We start from the raw sequence: 15,085 nt of genomic DNA, 5'->3' as shown, positions 1-15,085 counted from the left end.
TACGATCGTTCCCACGCTCCCGCGTGGGAATGCAGCCGTGACGCTCTGTGTCACCCGTGCGCAATTGCCGAAATTTACAGCGGTGGCGGAACGCGGAGCGTCCCAGGAGGCATTCCCACGCAGAGCGTGGGAACGATCAAAAACTCCAAATGTGGGAGGGGGCTTGCCCCCGATGGCGGTGGATCAGCCACTGATGGATCGACTGGCACTCCGCTATCGGGGGCAAGCCCCCTCCCACATTTGGAACTGTGTGTAGCGTTACAGGGTGTAGGAAATACCGACCTGCACGGTGCGTGGTGCGCCTGGGTAGGCGTAGATATTGCCGAATGCCCCTTCCTCATACTCGCGGTTGAATAGGTTTTTCACGTCCAGGTTCAGGCGCACCTGTTCGTTGACCTTGTAGTAGCCCAGCAGGTCGACCACGGTGTAGGCGTCCATCGAAAACGCTGTGTTGGCGGTCTGCCCGGCGCGCTGGTCGACGTATTTGCCACCGGCGCCCAGGCCCAGGCCCTTGAGGGCGCCATCCTGGAATTCGTAGACGTTGAGCAGGCTGAAACTGTTGCGCGGGATGTTCATCAAGCGTGTGCCGGCGCGCAGGGTGGTGTCGCGGGTAACTTCGGCGTCCACGTAGGCGTAGCCGCCGATCACGCGCCACTGCGGCGTGAGGTTGCCCGCCACGTTGAGGTCGAACCCGCGACTGCGCACCTGGCCGGTCGCGACGCTCAAGGTGTTGTCGAGCGGGTCGGTAGCCAGCACGTTTTTCTTCTCGATCTGGTAGATCGCGGCGTCAACGCTCAGTTGGCGGTCAAGCGCTTCCCACTTGATGCCCATCTCATAGGACTTGCCTTTTTCCGGCGCGAAACCACCGCCCTCGCGGCTCGCGCCAGTGTTGGGCTTGAACGAGCGCGCGGCATCGGCGTAGACCGCGACGGTGTCTGTCAGGTCGTACATCACGCCCACACGCGGGGTGACGGCATTGTCGGCGGCCTGCCAGTTTTTAGCGCCTGACACGTAGGTTTGGTAATCATGCTCGAACCGTTCGAAGCGAGCGCCGGCCAGCACTTTCAAGCGCTCGGTCAGGGCCACCTGGTCCTGCACGAAGGCCGCGTAGGTCTTGAGGTTTTCCTTATCGTGGGTCGGCGTGCGGGTCAGCGCCGGACGGGTTTGGCCGTACACCGGGTTGAAGATGTCGATCGGGTAAGTACCCGCAGCAGCGGCGGAGCGCTGGATGATCGACTGGTAGTCATAGTCCTCGTACTCGACGCCGGTCAGCAGGGTGTGATCGAACCCGCCCGTGGAGAAATGCCCGGTCAGGTTGAGCTGGTAGTCCTTGTCGGTCCACTCCAGCTTGCGGTAGTTGAAGTTGCGCTGCAGGGTGCGGCCGTCGGCACCCAGGCTGCCGGGCCCGTTCGCCTCGATGGCGTTGCCTTTCAAGCTGCCGTCCAGCCATTGGAAACCACCGCCCAGGGTCCAGTTGTCATTGAGCGCATGCTCGAAGCGCAACTGCGCCATGTTGTTGTCGTTGTGCAGCTTGCCGGCGTCCTTGTCGCCCCAGAACGTGTCACGCGAAGCGGTGCCGCGCTGGTTGGGAAAGCGCGTCAGGCCACGGTCCAGCGGGTGGTTGTTGCGCATGAAGTCGCCTTCGAAGACCACCTTGGTGTCATCGCTGGCCTGCCAGGTAATCACCGGGGCCACGCCGTAACGCTCGGTCTGGACGTGATCGCGAAAGGTATCGCCGCCCTCGCCCACCACGTTCAGGCGATAGGCCAGGCGGCCTTCTTCGTCCAGCGGGCCGGAGGCATCGAGGGTGCCACGCTTCATGCCCTGGTCATTGAGCTGGCTGCCCAGGGTCACGCTGCGTTCGGTCAGCGGCTGCTTGGACACCACGTTGAACGTGCCGCCAGGGTCGCCACGGCCGTAGAGCATGGTTGCGGGCCCGCGCAAGACTTCGAGACGCTCGATGGTATTGGCGTCCGGCATGTTCGGGTAACCGCGGTTGATCGGGAAACCGTTGCGGTAGAACTCACCGGTGGTGAAGCCACGCACGGTGAAAGTGGTCAGGCCCTGGCCACCGAAGTTGTTGGCCCGACCGACACCGCCAGCATAGTCGAGCGCATCCTGCAGGCGTGTCGCGCCGATGTCTTCCACCACGTCTTTGGACACTACGCTGATGGACTGCGGGGTTTCGTGAATCGAGGTGTCGGTGCGCGTCGCACTGGCTGATCGTGTGGCATGGTAGCCCTGCACCGGCCCCAGAGCCGACTCAAACTGCTCAGCAGCGGTCACGTTGGTCGCTTGCAGCTCGATACTGGTTTTTTCAGCCGGAGCATCCTCTGCCCAGGCCAAAGGGGAAAACGCCTGGAGCACACAGATGTAAATCAGGGTACGACGCATGAATGTGAACCTAGTGAATGAGCCAGATGGGGCGGCATACCTGCCAATAAATCGCCGCGCATCATATATCAAGCCATTCTCGTTTGATATCCATTCTCATTCGTTATTTTTCGCGTATCTGCTTTGTACCCAGCGGCGCAGTATTCCTGATGCACATAAACCAAATGTGGTAGGGGGCCTGCCCCCGATGGCGGTGCATCAGCCAGCCTATCTGGCACTGACCCACCGCCATCGGGGGCAAGCCCCCTCCCACAGTTTTACCGAGTCGCTAGCTCAGCGATAGCGTTCCAGCCAGTGCGCGTAAGGCGCCGGCAAGGTCCAGGACGACTTCTCGACACCCAGCTCCTTGGCCGCAAAGTACGCCCAATGCGGATCAGCCAAGTGCGCACGGCCTACCGACACCAAATCAAGATGCCCGGCCTGCAGCGCGCCTTCGGCCAGTTGCGGTGTACCAAAACCCCACGCCGAGGTCACCGGAATGCCCGCCTCACGGCGCACACGTTCGGCAATCGGCCCCATGAACGCCGGGCCCCACGGGATGTTGGTGTCGGGAATGGTGAAGCCGACGCTGACGCTCAGCAGGTCCAGGCCACCGGCCTTGAAGCGGCGGGCCAGCTCGATGGACTCGGTGAGGGTCTGCTCATCGCGGCCGTCGTATTCGATCACACCGAAGCGTGCGGTGAGCGGCAGGTTTTCCGGCCAGACTTCACGCACGGCCGCCAGGGTTTCCAAAAGGAAACGGCTGCGGTTGTCGAAGCTGCCACCGTAGGCGTCGGTACGCTGGTTGGAGTGTTCGGAGAAAAAGCTCTGGCCCAGGTAGCCGTGGGCGAAGTGCAGCTCGATCCATTCAAAACCTGCGTCACGGGCGCGACGGGCGGCGTCGACGAAGTCCTGCTGGACGCGGGCGATGTCATCCAGGGTCATGGCACGCGGTACATTGGGCAGGTTCGCACCAAACGCAATCGCCGACGGGGCGATGGTTTCCCAGCTGCGGGCATCGGAGGCCGGGATGTGGTCGTCGCCTTCCCACGGACGGTTGGCGCTGGCTTTGCGACCGGCGTGGGCAATCTGGATACCCGGTACGGAGCCGGCCGCCTTGATGGCCTTGACCATCGGCACGAACGCCTCGGCATGGGCGTCGCTCCAGATCCCGGCGCAGCCCGGGGTGATACGCCCTTCAGGCGCAACCGCAGTGGCCTCGACCACCAGCAGCCCGGCACCGCCACGGGCCATGCCGGCCAGGTGCACGTGGTGCCAGTCGTTGACCATGCCGTCGTCAGCCATGTACTGGCACATCGGCGGAATGGCAATGCGATTGCGCAAGGTAACGTCTTTGAGTTTGAACGGTTCGAACAAGGCGGACATCTGATACTCCGGGGAAGGGTGAGTGATTCGATAGTTCGATGGTAATCGAACTATGGTATTGAGCGATACCCCCCTGTTATGATCCGCTGCATGCGAGCCTTCAAACACCCTACCCCACAAGAACTGACCCTTGAGCGCGTGCTTTACGCCCTCAGCGACCCCGTGCGCCTGGACATCGTGCGCTGCCTGGCCGGCGTACCCGAAGCCAGTTGTGGCGAACTGGACGGCGGACGGCCCAAATCCAGCATGTCCCACCACTTTCGCGTATTACGCGATGCCGGCCTGGTGAACACGCGCAACGTCGGCACCACCCATATGAACTCGTTGCGCCGTGAAGAGCTCGAGGGCCGCTTCCCCGGGCTGCTGGCCAGTGTGCTTGCCCAGCGGTAAACCCCGCCGACTTCGCTTCAGGCGGTGACAGGCCGCAGCGGCGCACCGTCCAGATGCACACAATCCTTGCCGTTGCGCTTGGCGCCATACAGGTTCTTGTCGGCGATCTTGAGTACCGCCGACAGCTCATCACCTGACGAAAACCGCGCCATGCCGGCACTGCATGTGTAGTTGTTCGGTGCCGCGACGCTGCAACGAATCGCCTGCAACAAGTCCAGCACAAATTCGCAGGCCAGCGCCGGGTCATCGCCCTGCACCAGCACACCGAACTCTTCCCCGCCGATCCTTCCAAAGCTGTGGCTGCCTTTGGCGTTTTTCAGGCAAAGCGCCATGGCCCGCAGGATTTTATCCCCCACGTCGTGGCCATAACGGTCATTCATGGCCTTGAAACTGTCGATATCCAGCATGATGAAGTAGCCGCCCTGGCCACTGCCAAGCAACGTTTCGAAGCTTTGCATGAACGCGCGCCGGTTGAGGATAGAGGTCAGGTAATCGGTCTCGGCCAACGTGCGAAACTCACTTTCCACCAGCAACACCGAACGCAGGTTTTTCAAATAGGAGTAACTCAGGACAAAACCGATCGACACCGAAGAGGCGCAAAAGATCAGCAGGTAGCTCTGGGTGCCGGCATAAAGCTCTGCCTGCATCGGCGACCACAGGATGAGCCAGACCGACAGCGCGCCGACCAGGTAATCCTGAACACTGATGAACAAGATCGCGCTGCCCACGACCAGCGTGACGGCCAAGGGCAAGCCATAGATACGCAACTGCGGATTGACCTCGATGACATAAGCAAACCCCACCGACAACAGCACGATGTAGGTCACCCCGAGTAAGCGCCAAAGCATAAAGTGGGTGGTCAGCGAATGAACCCGACACACCAGCAACAAGCCAAGGGTGACGCTCAACATGGACAGGTCGAACATCATGGCCTGGATCAGCCCGATAACTGTCCAGGCCACGATGCCGATCCATTCGGCTTGCGTCACCGCAGGCGACAGCAAACTGCGCATCCTGGGCCTTAACTTCAAGTGAGCAGGCATCCTTACGCTCCCATTTCTATAGCATGCAGGCCAACCGCAAATGAAAAGGCCATGAACCGCTTTACCAGGCTGACAAAGGGTGGCAGCACTTCCAGCCGGGTTTTGGAGTGAGCTTTGAAATAGCCTTTTTCCACGCCTTCCTGAACCATGCGGATCACGTGGGTCTTGGACACCGAAAGTTGCTTGGCCAATGCCAGATAGGAAGATGACCTGAACGTTGCCCGGTCGTTATCCGGGGCAAAGGCATCGTTATAAATGGCCAGCATCAACAGGTGGCCGGCGTCTCTTTTCACCAGCCAGTAACACTCCGGCAGCAGCACATCGACCGTGAGGTCGGCGTCGAGAATGACGGCAAATCCCCTGAAGTAAAGGGCCAGGAAGCCACGGTCATCCAACTCGCGAAGCTGTTGGAAAATCGCCCTTTCGGGGTACAGCCGCGCCAGTGATTCCGTAAGGGACGTCAGCATCAGACGCGCTTCGCGGCAGGCTTCGTCCGAGGGCGCAAACACGCGGAAGCGACTGTCTTCGGGGTGCGGCGCAACTTCCATGAAGCCCAGCGCGCGAAACAATAGAAAGATCGATTCCAGGCTGTTTTTCGAACAATACCTGCGCGTTACGCACAGGGTTTTAACTTCGGACAATAACGGCAAGGGTGTGGCGAAGTACTCACTCAATAAGGCAAACGACACCATCAAGCGGCTGTATTTAAGTGCACTCTTGTAGAAAAACGGTCGTCTGGAATAAGGCACGAGCAGCACGTGGTAATGCGCCCTCAAGCACGATTCAAAATCCTTATGACGTTCGAGCGCTTGCGCGGTATTACACATAGCCGACTTCAACGAACTGACATGCATGAAAGAGCCCTGATCATCCAACTTGATTCCACTGATCTCAGCTACGAAATCCCTGCAGCCCGGCCCTAAAACAAATCACGTGGTAATAAACCCTGCGGTTAATGGCTTTTTGCCTCGCCCGCAATGTACAGCGATTGCCGCGCAAGACGTCATCAGTACCAAACTTGTTCCAGATTTGGCGAAGCGGGTTTGCTTGGCGAACCTTCATGCTTCAGCGGCGTCGTAACCTGGCACTGTTGCCAACCGCACGCCGCGAGGTTCCCGTTTGAAAGCTGCCCTTCTCAAGAAATACCGCCTGATCATCAAGACCATGGGCTATGTTGGCTGGGCCCTGTTCTGGCTGTTGTTGTGGGATATCGCCGTCACGGTGGATTTCATGCTGTTCCTCAACACCAAGATCAACCTGCCGCTGATGCCCCTGACCTTGCTCGGCTCGGCGTTGGTGGTGCTGATCAGTTTCCGTAACAGCAGCGCCTACAACCGCTGGTGGGAAGCGCGCACCTTATGGGGCGCGATGGTCAACAACTCGCGCAGCTTCGCGCGCCAGGTCCTGACCCTGCTGGACGACCCCGGCAGCGACGTGAACCCGATCAAATCCACGCTGTTGCGCCGGCACGTGGCCTATGTGAATTGCCTGGCCGCGCACCTCAAGGGCGAGCCTTGCCCGGAGGAAGTGCGCGCGTTCATCCCCGACGAGGAATTTGCCCGCAACGGCGCCACCAACAACTTCGCCAACGATATTCTGACCGGCTCGGCCGCCTTGCTGGCCCGCGAATACAAGGCCGGCCACCTGGACAGCATCCGCCTGGCGCGGCTGGAGTCGACGCTGGTGGACCTGTCCAATGCCCAGGGCGGCATGGAGCGGATCGCCAACACACCGCTGCCCTACCCCTATGTGTATTTCCCCCGCCTGTTCATTTCGCTGTTCTGCCTGATCGTGCCCGTGGGCCTGGTGGAATCCTTGGGCTGGTTCACCCCGCTGGCGTCCACCGTGGTGGGCTTCATGCTGCTGGCAATCGAACGTATCGGCACCGACCTGCAAAGCCCGTTTCGCTCCAGTGAACATCAGATTCAAATGGAAGCGATCTGCGAAACCATCGAGAAGAACCTGCAGTCCATGCGCCGTGATGCCCTGGCTGGCGACCAGATCGGCTGAAATCCCCCCTCCCCTCAAGTGCTGGCGCCCTCGGTCGATAAACCGAGGGTAAGCATGGCCTTCTCTGCATAACAACGCCTGCGACGCACAGCACGACCGTTTCTCCCCTTGCCAAAACTATAAATACCCGCGGGTGAAGTCATGAATATCAAGCAGAAGCTGACATGGGCGTTTGCGGCCATCGCGTGCCTCCCGGTCGTGCTGGTCGCCATTATCGTGGTGTTGAATGTGCGCGAAGGAGCCCTGGCCAACTTCCTGGACAGCAGCGGCCGCGAGATCCGCCAGATCGACAACGGCATGAAGCAGTTTTTCGACGGCATCAGCCAGAACGTCGAGTACGTGGCCAAGGACCCGCGCATTGTCGCGGCCAAGGATTTGAAAAGCTATGCCGGCGCGGACGCCGCGCAAATCCCGCTCACCCCGACCAATACCGAACTGCTGGCGATCTTCGACCAGTTCGCCAAGAGCCACCCCAGCACCGCCTACCTGTCCCTGGGCCTGCGCGATGGCGGCTACGCCAGCTGGCCGGACGACGCCAAACTGACTCAATACGACCCACGCGTGCGCCCCTGGTACCAGGCCGCCATCGCGGCGCCAGGCAAGACCGTGCGCACCGGTGCTTATTACTGGGCACCGGACGATGTGGTGCTGATCGGTACCGTGCATACCGTCGCCGACGCCACGGGCAACATTCTTGGCGTAGTCGGCCTGGATGTGTCGCTCAAGCAGCTCACCGAACTGGTGCGCACCATCAAACTGGGCGAAAGCGGTTACCTGATGCTGGTGGAGGCCGACGGCAACGTGCTGGTAGACCCCAGCGATGCCAAACACAACTTCAAACCGCTGGCCGACCTGGGGCCCAACTACGCCGAGCTGGCCAAGCACGGTGATGGGGTGACCGAAGTGAACATCGACGGCGTGGCCTACATGGCCAACGTCGTCAGTTCCAAAGACCTGGGCTGGCGCTTTATCGGCCTGATCAAGCGTGACGAAGTGATGGCCGGCGCCACCCGCCTGACCTGGCTGATTGCCGCCATCGCCGCCGTATTGGCGCTGGTCTTCGCCATCGTCGGCGCCAGTTTCGCCCGGGTGATCGTGCGCCCTATTCGCGGCGTGGCCGATGGCCTGCAGGAAATCGCCGAAGGTGAAGGCGACCTCACCCGCCAGCTCAAAGTGCAGGGCAAGGACGAAACCGCCAGCCTGGCCGGTTGGTTCAACCAGTTCCTGAGCATGATTGCGCAACTGGTGCAACGCATCGGCAACGCGTCCTCGGACCTGCAAACCGCCGCCGCCGACACCAGCGAAGTGGCCAACAACATGAACCAGGCTGCCGGCCGCCAACGCGAAGCCGTGGAACTGGTGAGCACCGCCTTCAACGAAATGGTGGCCACCGCCAACGAAGTCGCGCGCTCCTGCAGCGCCGCCGCGTCGAGCGCCGATGAAGGCTATCGGGATGTGCACAATGGCCAGCAGCACATCGGCGAAGCCACCGGCAGCGTGCTCAAGCTCAGCGAAGACCTGCAGAAATCCACGCAGACCATGCAGTTGCTTGAACAAGACAGCCAGAACATCAACACCATCCTCGACACCATCCGTTCGATTGCCGAACAGACCAACCTGCTGGCGCTCAACGCCGCCATTGAAGCGGCACGTGCCGGCGACCAGGGTCGTGGTTTCGCGGTGGTTGCCGACGAGGTCCGCGCCCTGGCCCGACGCACCGCCGACTCCACCGGCGAGATCGACAGCCTGCTGGGCAACCTGGCCCGCCGTACTCAGGAAGTCACCCAGCAGATGCAAGGCAGCCTGCTGGTGTCCCACACCAGCGTGGAACGCATCCAGCAGGCCCGCGACAGCTTCGACAAGATCCGCGGTTCGGTGGACTCGATCCGCGACCAGAACACCCAGATCGCCACCGCGGCCGAAGAACAGCACCAGGTGGCCGAGGAGATCAACCGGCACATCGCCCAGATTCATGCCGATGCGCAACTGGTTGAAGAGTTTGCTCATTCGGCGCAGACCGGGTCGGGGCGTTTGACCGATATTTCCGGGCAACTCAAAGGCCTGGTGGGTCGCTTCAAATTCTAAAGCCAGCGCAAATAAAACTGTGGGAGGGAGCTTGCCCCCGATAGCGGAGTGTCAGCCACTGCATCTGTGTCTGAAACACCGCAATCGGGGGCAAGCCCCCTCCCACATTTTGATCTGCGTACCTGCGGCAATTTTGCATCTGGCGCACCGCGTTGAGCAGATGCAAGGCAGCCTGCTGGTGTCCCACACCAGCGTGGAACGCATCCAGCAGGCCCGCGACAGCTTCGACAAGATCCGCGGTTCGGTGGCCTCGATTCGCGACCAGAACACCCAGATCACCACCGCTGCCGAAGAACAGCACCAAGTGGCCGAAGAGGCCTGGTGGGCCGCTTCAAATTCTAAAGCCAACGCAGCTACAAATGTGGGAGGGGGCTTGCCCCCGATAGCGGAGTGTCAGCCACTGCATCTGTGTCTGAAACACCGCAATCGGGGGCAAGCCCCCTCATCAGGCCACTGCTCGAGCGCTCACATGTGCGCTTGCCTGGGATCTTACTGCCGCCTATTGCGATTCTCGTATTATGGTATACCATCATACGCAGACCCTTACTTAGACGGAGCAACCCATGAGTTTCGAAATCCGCAAGATCGTCAGTTATGTAGAAGAGACCTTTATCGAAGGCGGCAAAGCCTCCGACACGCCCGTGAAAATGGTCGGCCTGGCCGTGGTCCTGAAAAACCCCTGGCTGGGTCGTGGTTTCGTCGAAGACCTGAAGCCGGAGATCCGCGCCAACTGCTCCGACCTCGGCGCGTTGATGGTCGAGCGCCTGGTGGGCATCATCGGTGGCGCCGAAAAAATCGAGGCCTACGGCAAAGCCGCCGTGGTAGGTGCCGATGGCGAGATCGAACACGCGAGCGCGATCATCCATACCCTGCGCTTCGGCAACCACTACCGCGAAGCGGTCAAGGCCAAGAGCTACCTGAGCTTCACCAACAAGCGCGGCGGTCCGGGCACCTCGATCCAGATTCCGATGATGCACAAGGACGACGAAGGCCTGCGCTCGCACTACATCACCCTGGAAATGCAAATCGAAGACGCGCCGCGCGCTGACGAAATCGTCGTCGTGCTGGGCTGCGCCGATGGCGGGCGCCTGCATCCACGGATCGGCAACCGTTACATCGACCTGGAAGAGCTGGCGGCTGAAAAAGCCCAGTAGGCGAAACCCGCCATAACAAAAAGCATGCAGGAGCGCTCCATGATTCGGCTCACCGCTGAACGCACCCCGGCTGGCACCAGTTATCTGGCGACCGGCCAAGGCCAGCCTGTGGTTTTGATCCACGGCGTGGGCCTGAATAAAGAAATGTGGGGCGGGCAAGTCGTTGGCCTGGCCACCCATTACCACGTGATCAGCTATGACATGCTCGGCCATGGCGCCAGCCCGCGCCCGGCCGCCGGCACACCGTTGCTCGGCTATGCGGACCAGTTGCTGGAACTGCTCGACCACCTGCAACTGCCCCAGGCCACGGTGATCGGGTTTTCCATGGGCGGCCTGGTCGCACGGGCGTTTGCCCTGCACTACCCCGACCGTCTCAAAAGCCTGGTGGTGCTTAACAGTGTGTTCAACCGCAGTCCCGAGCAACGTGCCGGCGTAATCGCGCGCACGGCCCAGGCCGCCGAGCACGGGCCGGATGCGAATGCGGAGGCGGCGCTGTCGCGCTGGTTCAGCCGTGAATACCAGGCGGCCAACCCGGCGCAGATCGCCGCGCTGCGCCAGACCCTGGCGGGCAATGACCCCCAGGGCTACCTCACCACCTACGAGCTGTTTGCGACCCAGGACATGTACCGCGCCGACGACCTCAAGGGGCTGCGCGCACCCACCCTGGTCGCCACCGGCGAACTGGACCCCGGCTCGACACCGGAAATGGCCCGGCAACTGGCCGACCGCATTCCCGGTGCAACGGTGGCGGTGCTGGCCGAGCAACGACATATGATGCCGGTGGAATCACCGCGCCTGGTCAACAGCCTCCTGCTGGGGTTCCTGAATACCGTGTACGCCCAAAACAATCCAATAAAGGGGATCGTTGCATGACACTCGCACGCTTCCAGATGTGCATCGGCGGTGAATGGGTCGATGCCCTGTCCGGCAAGACTTTCGACAGCCTCAACCCGGCCCTGGCCGAACCGTGGGCGCAATTGCCCGATGCCGATGAAGCCGATGTGGACCGCGCCGTACAGGCCGCGCAAACGGCTTTCGAAAGCCCGGCCTGGCGCGGCCTCAGCGCCACTGCACGGGGCAAATTGCTGCGCCGCCTGGGTGACTTGATCGCCGAGAACACAGAACAACTGGCGCAGCTGGAAAGCCGCGACAACGGCAAGCTGATCCGCGAGACCCGCGGCCAGGTCCGCTACCTGCCGGAGTTCTTTCATTACGCCGCAGGCCTGGCCGACAAGCTTGAAGGCGGCACCTTGCCGCTGGACAAACCGGACCTGTTCGCCTACACGGTCCACGAAGCCATGGGCGTGGTCGCCGCGATTATTCCGTGGAACAGCCCGCTGTACCTGACGGCGATCAAACTCGCGCCGGCCCTCGCGGCGGGCAATACCATCGTCATCAAACCCTCGGAACACGCTTCGGCGACTATCCTGGAACTGGCGCGTCTAGCCCTCGAAGCCGGGATTCCGCCGGGCGTGGTCAACGTCGTGACGGGCTACGGCCCGAGTACCGGCGCCGCCCTCACCCGCCACCCACTGGTGCGCAAAATCGCCTTCACTGGCGGCGCGGCCACCGCACGCCATGTGGTGCGCAGCAGCGCGGAGAACTTCGCCAAGCTGTCGCTGGAGCTGGGCGGTAAATCACCGAATATCATTTTTGCCGACGCTGACCTCGACAGCGCCATCAACGGTGCGATTGCCGGTATTTTTGCGGCCTCGGGCCAGAGTTGCGTGTCCGGTTCGCGCCTGTTGGTCCAGGAAGACATCTACGATGAATTCGTCGAGCGCCTGGTGCAGCGCGCCGAGCGCATCCGCATCGGCAACCCTCTGGACGATGCCAGCGAGATGGGCCCCATGGCCACCGCTCAGCAGCTGGCCGTGGTCGAAGGCCTGGTGGCGGATGCCATCGCCGAAGGCGCACGCCTGCGCACCGGTGGCAAGCGCCCGCCGAACCTCGGTGAAGGCTGGTTCTATGAGCCGACGTTGTTCGAGTGCGACACCAACTCGATGAAAATCATGCAGGAAGAAGTGTTCGGCCCAGTGGCGTCGGTGATCCGTTTCAAGGACGAAGCCCAAGCACTGGCGATTGCCAACGACTCGCAGTTCGGCCTTGCCGCCGGCATCTGGACCCGCGACCTGGGCCGCGCCCATCGACTGGCCCGAGACGTGCGCTCGGGGATTATCTGGGTCAACACCTACCGCGCCGTCTCGGCCATGGCACCCATCGGCGGCTTCAAGAACAGCGGCTACGGGCGCGAAAGCGGCATCGATTCGGTGCTGGCCTACACCGAGCTGAAGACGGTGTGGATCAACCTCTCCCAGGCGCCCATGCCTGATCCCTTTGTGATGCGTTAAGAGTCCACAACCATGATCGAACCCGGCATTTACAAAGACGTCATGAGCTCGTTCCCATCGGGCGTCACGGTGGTCACCACCCTCGATCCGGACGGCGGTATCGTCGGCATTACCGCCAGCGCATTCAGTGCACTGTCGATCGAGCCGGCCCTGGTGCTGTTCTGCCCCAACTACGCGTCGGACACCTACCCGATCCTGCGCGACAGCAAGCGCTTCGCGATTCACCTGCTGTCCGCCGGCCAGACCGCGGAAGCCTATGCCTTTGCCAGCAAAGGCAAGGAAAAGGCCAAGGGCATCGAGTGGCACCTCAGTGAGCTGGGCAACCCGCTGCTGGCCAACGCCACGGCCATCATCGAGTGCGAGTTGTGGCGCGAATACGACGGCGGTGACCACGCGATCATTGTTGGCGCGGTGAAGAACCTGATCCTGCCTGCGCAGCCGGTCACGCCGATGATCTATCACAAGGGCAAGCTGGGCCCGCTGCCGACCCTGGCCTGAGGAGCGCTGAACCATGAGCAACGACAAATATGCACAAGGCCTGAAAATCCGTACTCAGGTCTTGGGCGAGGCCTATGTACAGCGTTCAATCGACAACGCCGACGACTTCACCCGGCCGCTGCAGGAAATGGTCACCGAGTACTGCTGGGGCCATGTATGGGGCCGGGAGGGTTTGTCGCTTAAGGAACGCAGCATGATAAACTTGGCAATGATTTCGGCCCTCAATCGGCCTCACGAACTCAAACTGCACGTGCGCGGCGCCTTGCGCAACGGGCTTAGTCGTGAACAAATACGCGAAATTTTGCTTCAGGTCGGCATTTATTGCGGGGTTCCCGCTGCCGTGGACAGCTTCCGGCTGGCCCGTGAAGCCTTCGCCGAAGCCGATGCCGAGGCCTCCAGTTAACCGCTACATTCAGAGCAGACCCCATGAAACGCGCGCCCCTCGACGACAGCTTCAAGGTCAATCACAACCCGGTCACCCTGCGCGAAATCGTGCTGGAGAAACTGCGCAGCGCCATCATGAATTTCCAGCTGCTGCCCGGTGACCGCCTGGTGGAGCGCGACCTGTGCGATCGCCTCGGCGTCAGCCGCACGTCGGTGCGCGAAGCCTTGCGTCACCTGGAGTCCGAAGGCCTGGTGGAATTCGCCGATGCCAAGGGTCCGCAGGTGGCGATCATCACCCTGGCCGATGCCGTCGATATCTATGAACTGCGCTGCGTACTCGAAGGTTTAATCGTGCAGTTGTTCACCCTGCGCGCCAAGGCCAAGGACATCAAGGCCCTGGAAAAAGCCCTCGAGGAAAACCGCAAGGCCCTCAAGGAAGGCGAACTGCAGCAAGTCATCGACTCCGTGCAGGGCTTCTACGATGTGTTGCTCGCAGGCTCCGGCAACCACGTAGCCGCCACCCAGTTGCGCCAGTTGCAGGCGCGTATCAGCTACCTGCGCGCGACCTCGGTGTCCCAGCAAAACCGGCGTGGCGCCAGCAACCAGGAAATGGAACGCATGGTCCAGGCGATCAAGAGCGGTGACCCCCTCGCCGCCCACCAGGCCTGCGTCGATCACGTGCGTGCAGCGGCAGCCGTGGCCCTGGATTACCTCAAGCGCAAACAGGAAGAAACCGGCAAGCTCCCCGAGATCACCCTGCCAATCGCGCTTAAAGAACCGCGCATAGGTCACTGACCGTGCCCAGCCCCAGCTTCTGCCCGACCTGCGGCAGCCGTGACCTCGGTCATCAGCTGCCACCGGGCGACACCCACGAGCGCCTGATGTGCCGGGGCTGCGGCTATATCCACTACATCAATCCGAAGATCATCGCCGGCTGCATCATCGAGCAGGACGGCAAGTACCTGCTGTGCCAGCGCGCAATCCCGCCGCGCCCCGGCACCTGGACGCTGCCGGCAGGCTTCATGGAAGGTGGCGAAACCACCGAAGAGGCGGCGTTGCGCGAAGTCTGGGAAGAGAGCGGCGTGCGCGCCGAGATCATCTCGCCCTACTCGATTTTCAGCGTGCCGAAGATCAGCGAGGTGTACATCATCTTCCGCGCCATCGCGCTGGAGATCACCGGCCAGTTCGGCCCGGAAACCCAGGCCTACACATTCTTCGCCCCCGAGGACATTCCGTGGGACAGCATCTACTACCCGGCGATCCGGCAGATCCTCGAGCGTTACATCGAGGAACGCCAGGCTGGGGTCTATGGCATCTACATGGGGAATGACGACAGCGGCAAGATCCACTTCATGCGCTGATCTTCAGCCTGAATGTGGGAGGGGGCTTGCCCCCGATAGCGGCCTGTCAG

13 protein-coding genes and 2 pseudogenes are annotated in these 15,085 nt (G+C 61.6%); 11 read left to right on the top strand and 4 right to left on the bottom strand.

Annotated elements, in window-relative coordinates:
• Window positions 1-258: 258 nt before the first annotated feature.
• Window positions 259-2,394 carry a TonB-dependent siderophore receptor gene (locus SC318_RS10535; RefSeq protein ID WP_320430729.1) on the bottom strand — a complete coding sequence of 712 codons (2,136 nt, stop codon included), beginning with the start codon at window positions 2,392-2,394 and terminating at the stop codon, window positions 259-261.
• Between the two features lie 273 nt (window positions 2,395-2,667).
• A complete protein-coding gene (locus SC318_RS10530) occupies window positions 2,668-3,759 on the bottom strand; it encodes an NADH:flavin oxidoreductase/NADH oxidase (protein ID WP_124426503.1) in 1,092 nt (363 codons plus the stop codon).
• Between the two features lie 90 nt (window positions 3,760-3,849).
• On the opposite strand from SC318_RS10530, the gene SC318_RS10525 reads away from it, so the two are divergent.
• Window positions 3,850-4,149, top strand: coding sequence for an ArsR/SmtB family transcription factor (locus SC318_RS10525; RefSeq protein WP_124366712.1), 300 nt, complete (start codon window positions 3,850-3,852; stop codon window positions 4,147-4,149).
• Window positions 4,150-4,166: 17 nt separating this feature from the next.
• On the opposite strand, the gene SC318_RS10520 is transcribed toward SC318_RS10525, so the two are convergent.
• Window positions 4,167-5,192, bottom strand: a complete 1,026-nt coding sequence (locus SC318_RS10520; RefSeq protein ID WP_320430728.1) for a GGDEF domain-containing protein — start codon at window positions 5,190-5,192, stop codon at window positions 4,167-4,169.
• Window positions 5,193-5,194: 2 nt separating this feature from the next.
• Complete coding sequence (locus SC318_RS10515; RefSeq protein ID WP_320431212.1) at window positions 5,195-6,046, bottom strand: hypothetical protein; 852 nt, start codon at window positions 6,044-6,046, stop codon at window positions 5,195-5,197.
• Window positions 6,047-6,311: 265 nt separating this feature from the next.
• Here SC318_RS10515 and SC318_RS10510 point away from each other — a divergent pair, with 265 nt between their 5' ends.
• The 10 genes and pseudogenes from SC318_RS10510 to SC318_RS10470 all read left to right on the top strand — a co-directional run bounded on the left by SC318_RS10510 (window position 6,312) and on the right by SC318_RS10470 (window position 15,035).
• Window positions 6,312-7,202 (top strand): bestrophin family protein, encoded by an 891-nt coding sequence (locus SC318_RS10510; protein ID WP_320430727.1) that lies wholly within the window; start codon window positions 6,312-6,314, stop codon window positions 7,200-7,202.
• A gap of 141 nt (window positions 7,203-7,343) precedes the next feature.
• Window positions 7,344-8,423 (top strand): annotated as a pseudogene (locus tag SC318_RS27035) (cache domain-containing protein); the annotation flags it as partial.
• 348 nt (window positions 8,424-8,771) lie between these two features.
• A pseudogene (locus tag SC318_RS27030) lies at window positions 8,772-9,287 on the top strand (methyl-accepting chemotaxis protein); the annotation flags it as partial.
• Window positions 9,288-9,850: 563 nt separating this feature from the next.
• Window positions 9,851-10,441, top strand: a complete 591-nt coding sequence (locus tag SC318_RS10500) for an amino acid synthesis family protein (RefSeq protein ID WP_320430725.1) — start codon at window positions 9,851-9,853, stop codon at window positions 10,439-10,441.
• 39 nt (window positions 10,442-10,480) lie between these two features.
• Window positions 10,481-11,314 carry an alpha/beta fold hydrolase gene (locus tag SC318_RS10495; protein WP_320430724.1) on the top strand — a complete coding sequence of 278 codons (834 nt, stop codon included), beginning with the start codon at window positions 10,481-10,483 and terminating at the stop codon, window positions 11,312-11,314.
• The gene (locus SC318_RS10490) at window positions 11,311-12,792 is read left to right on the top strand and encodes an aldehyde dehydrogenase (protein WP_320430723.1); all 1,482 of its coding nucleotides are present in this window, start codon (window positions 11,311-11,313) and stop codon (window positions 12,790-12,792) included. The genes SC318_RS10495 and SC318_RS10490 overlap by 4 nt, the downstream gene beginning before the upstream one ends.
• Before the next feature lie 12 nt (window positions 12,793-12,804).
• Window positions 12,805-13,290, top strand: coding sequence for a flavin reductase family protein (locus SC318_RS10485; protein WP_320430722.1), 486 nt, complete (start codon window positions 12,805-12,807; stop codon window positions 13,288-13,290).
• A gap of 13 nt (window positions 13,291-13,303) precedes the next feature.
• Window positions 13,304-13,693 carry a carboxymuconolactone decarboxylase family protein gene (locus SC318_RS10480; RefSeq protein WP_306492599.1) on the top strand — a complete coding sequence of 130 codons (390 nt, stop codon included), beginning with the start codon at window positions 13,304-13,306 and terminating at the stop codon, window positions 13,691-13,693.
• A 23-nt stretch (window positions 13,694-13,716) separates the two neighbouring features.
• Window positions 13,717-14,469, top strand: a complete 753-nt coding sequence (locus tag SC318_RS10475; RefSeq protein WP_306492598.1) for a GntR family transcriptional regulator — start codon at window positions 13,717-13,719, stop codon at window positions 14,467-14,469.
• A gap of 2 nt (window positions 14,470-14,471) precedes the next feature.
• Window positions 14,472-15,035, top strand: coding sequence for an NUDIX hydrolase (locus SC318_RS10470; RefSeq protein WP_320430721.1), 564 nt, complete (start codon window positions 14,472-14,474; stop codon window positions 15,033-15,035).
• The last annotated feature ends 50 nt before the right edge of the window (window positions 15,036-15,085 follow it).

It is taken from the genome of Pseudomonas sp. MUP55, assembly GCF_034043515.1.
GTDB lineage: Bacteria > Pseudomonadota > Gammaproteobacteria > Pseudomonadales > Pseudomonadaceae > Aquipseudomonas.
The sequence above is the reverse complement of the archived record's forward strand: the minus strand, read 5'-3'. Positions and strand labels throughout refer to the sequence as shown.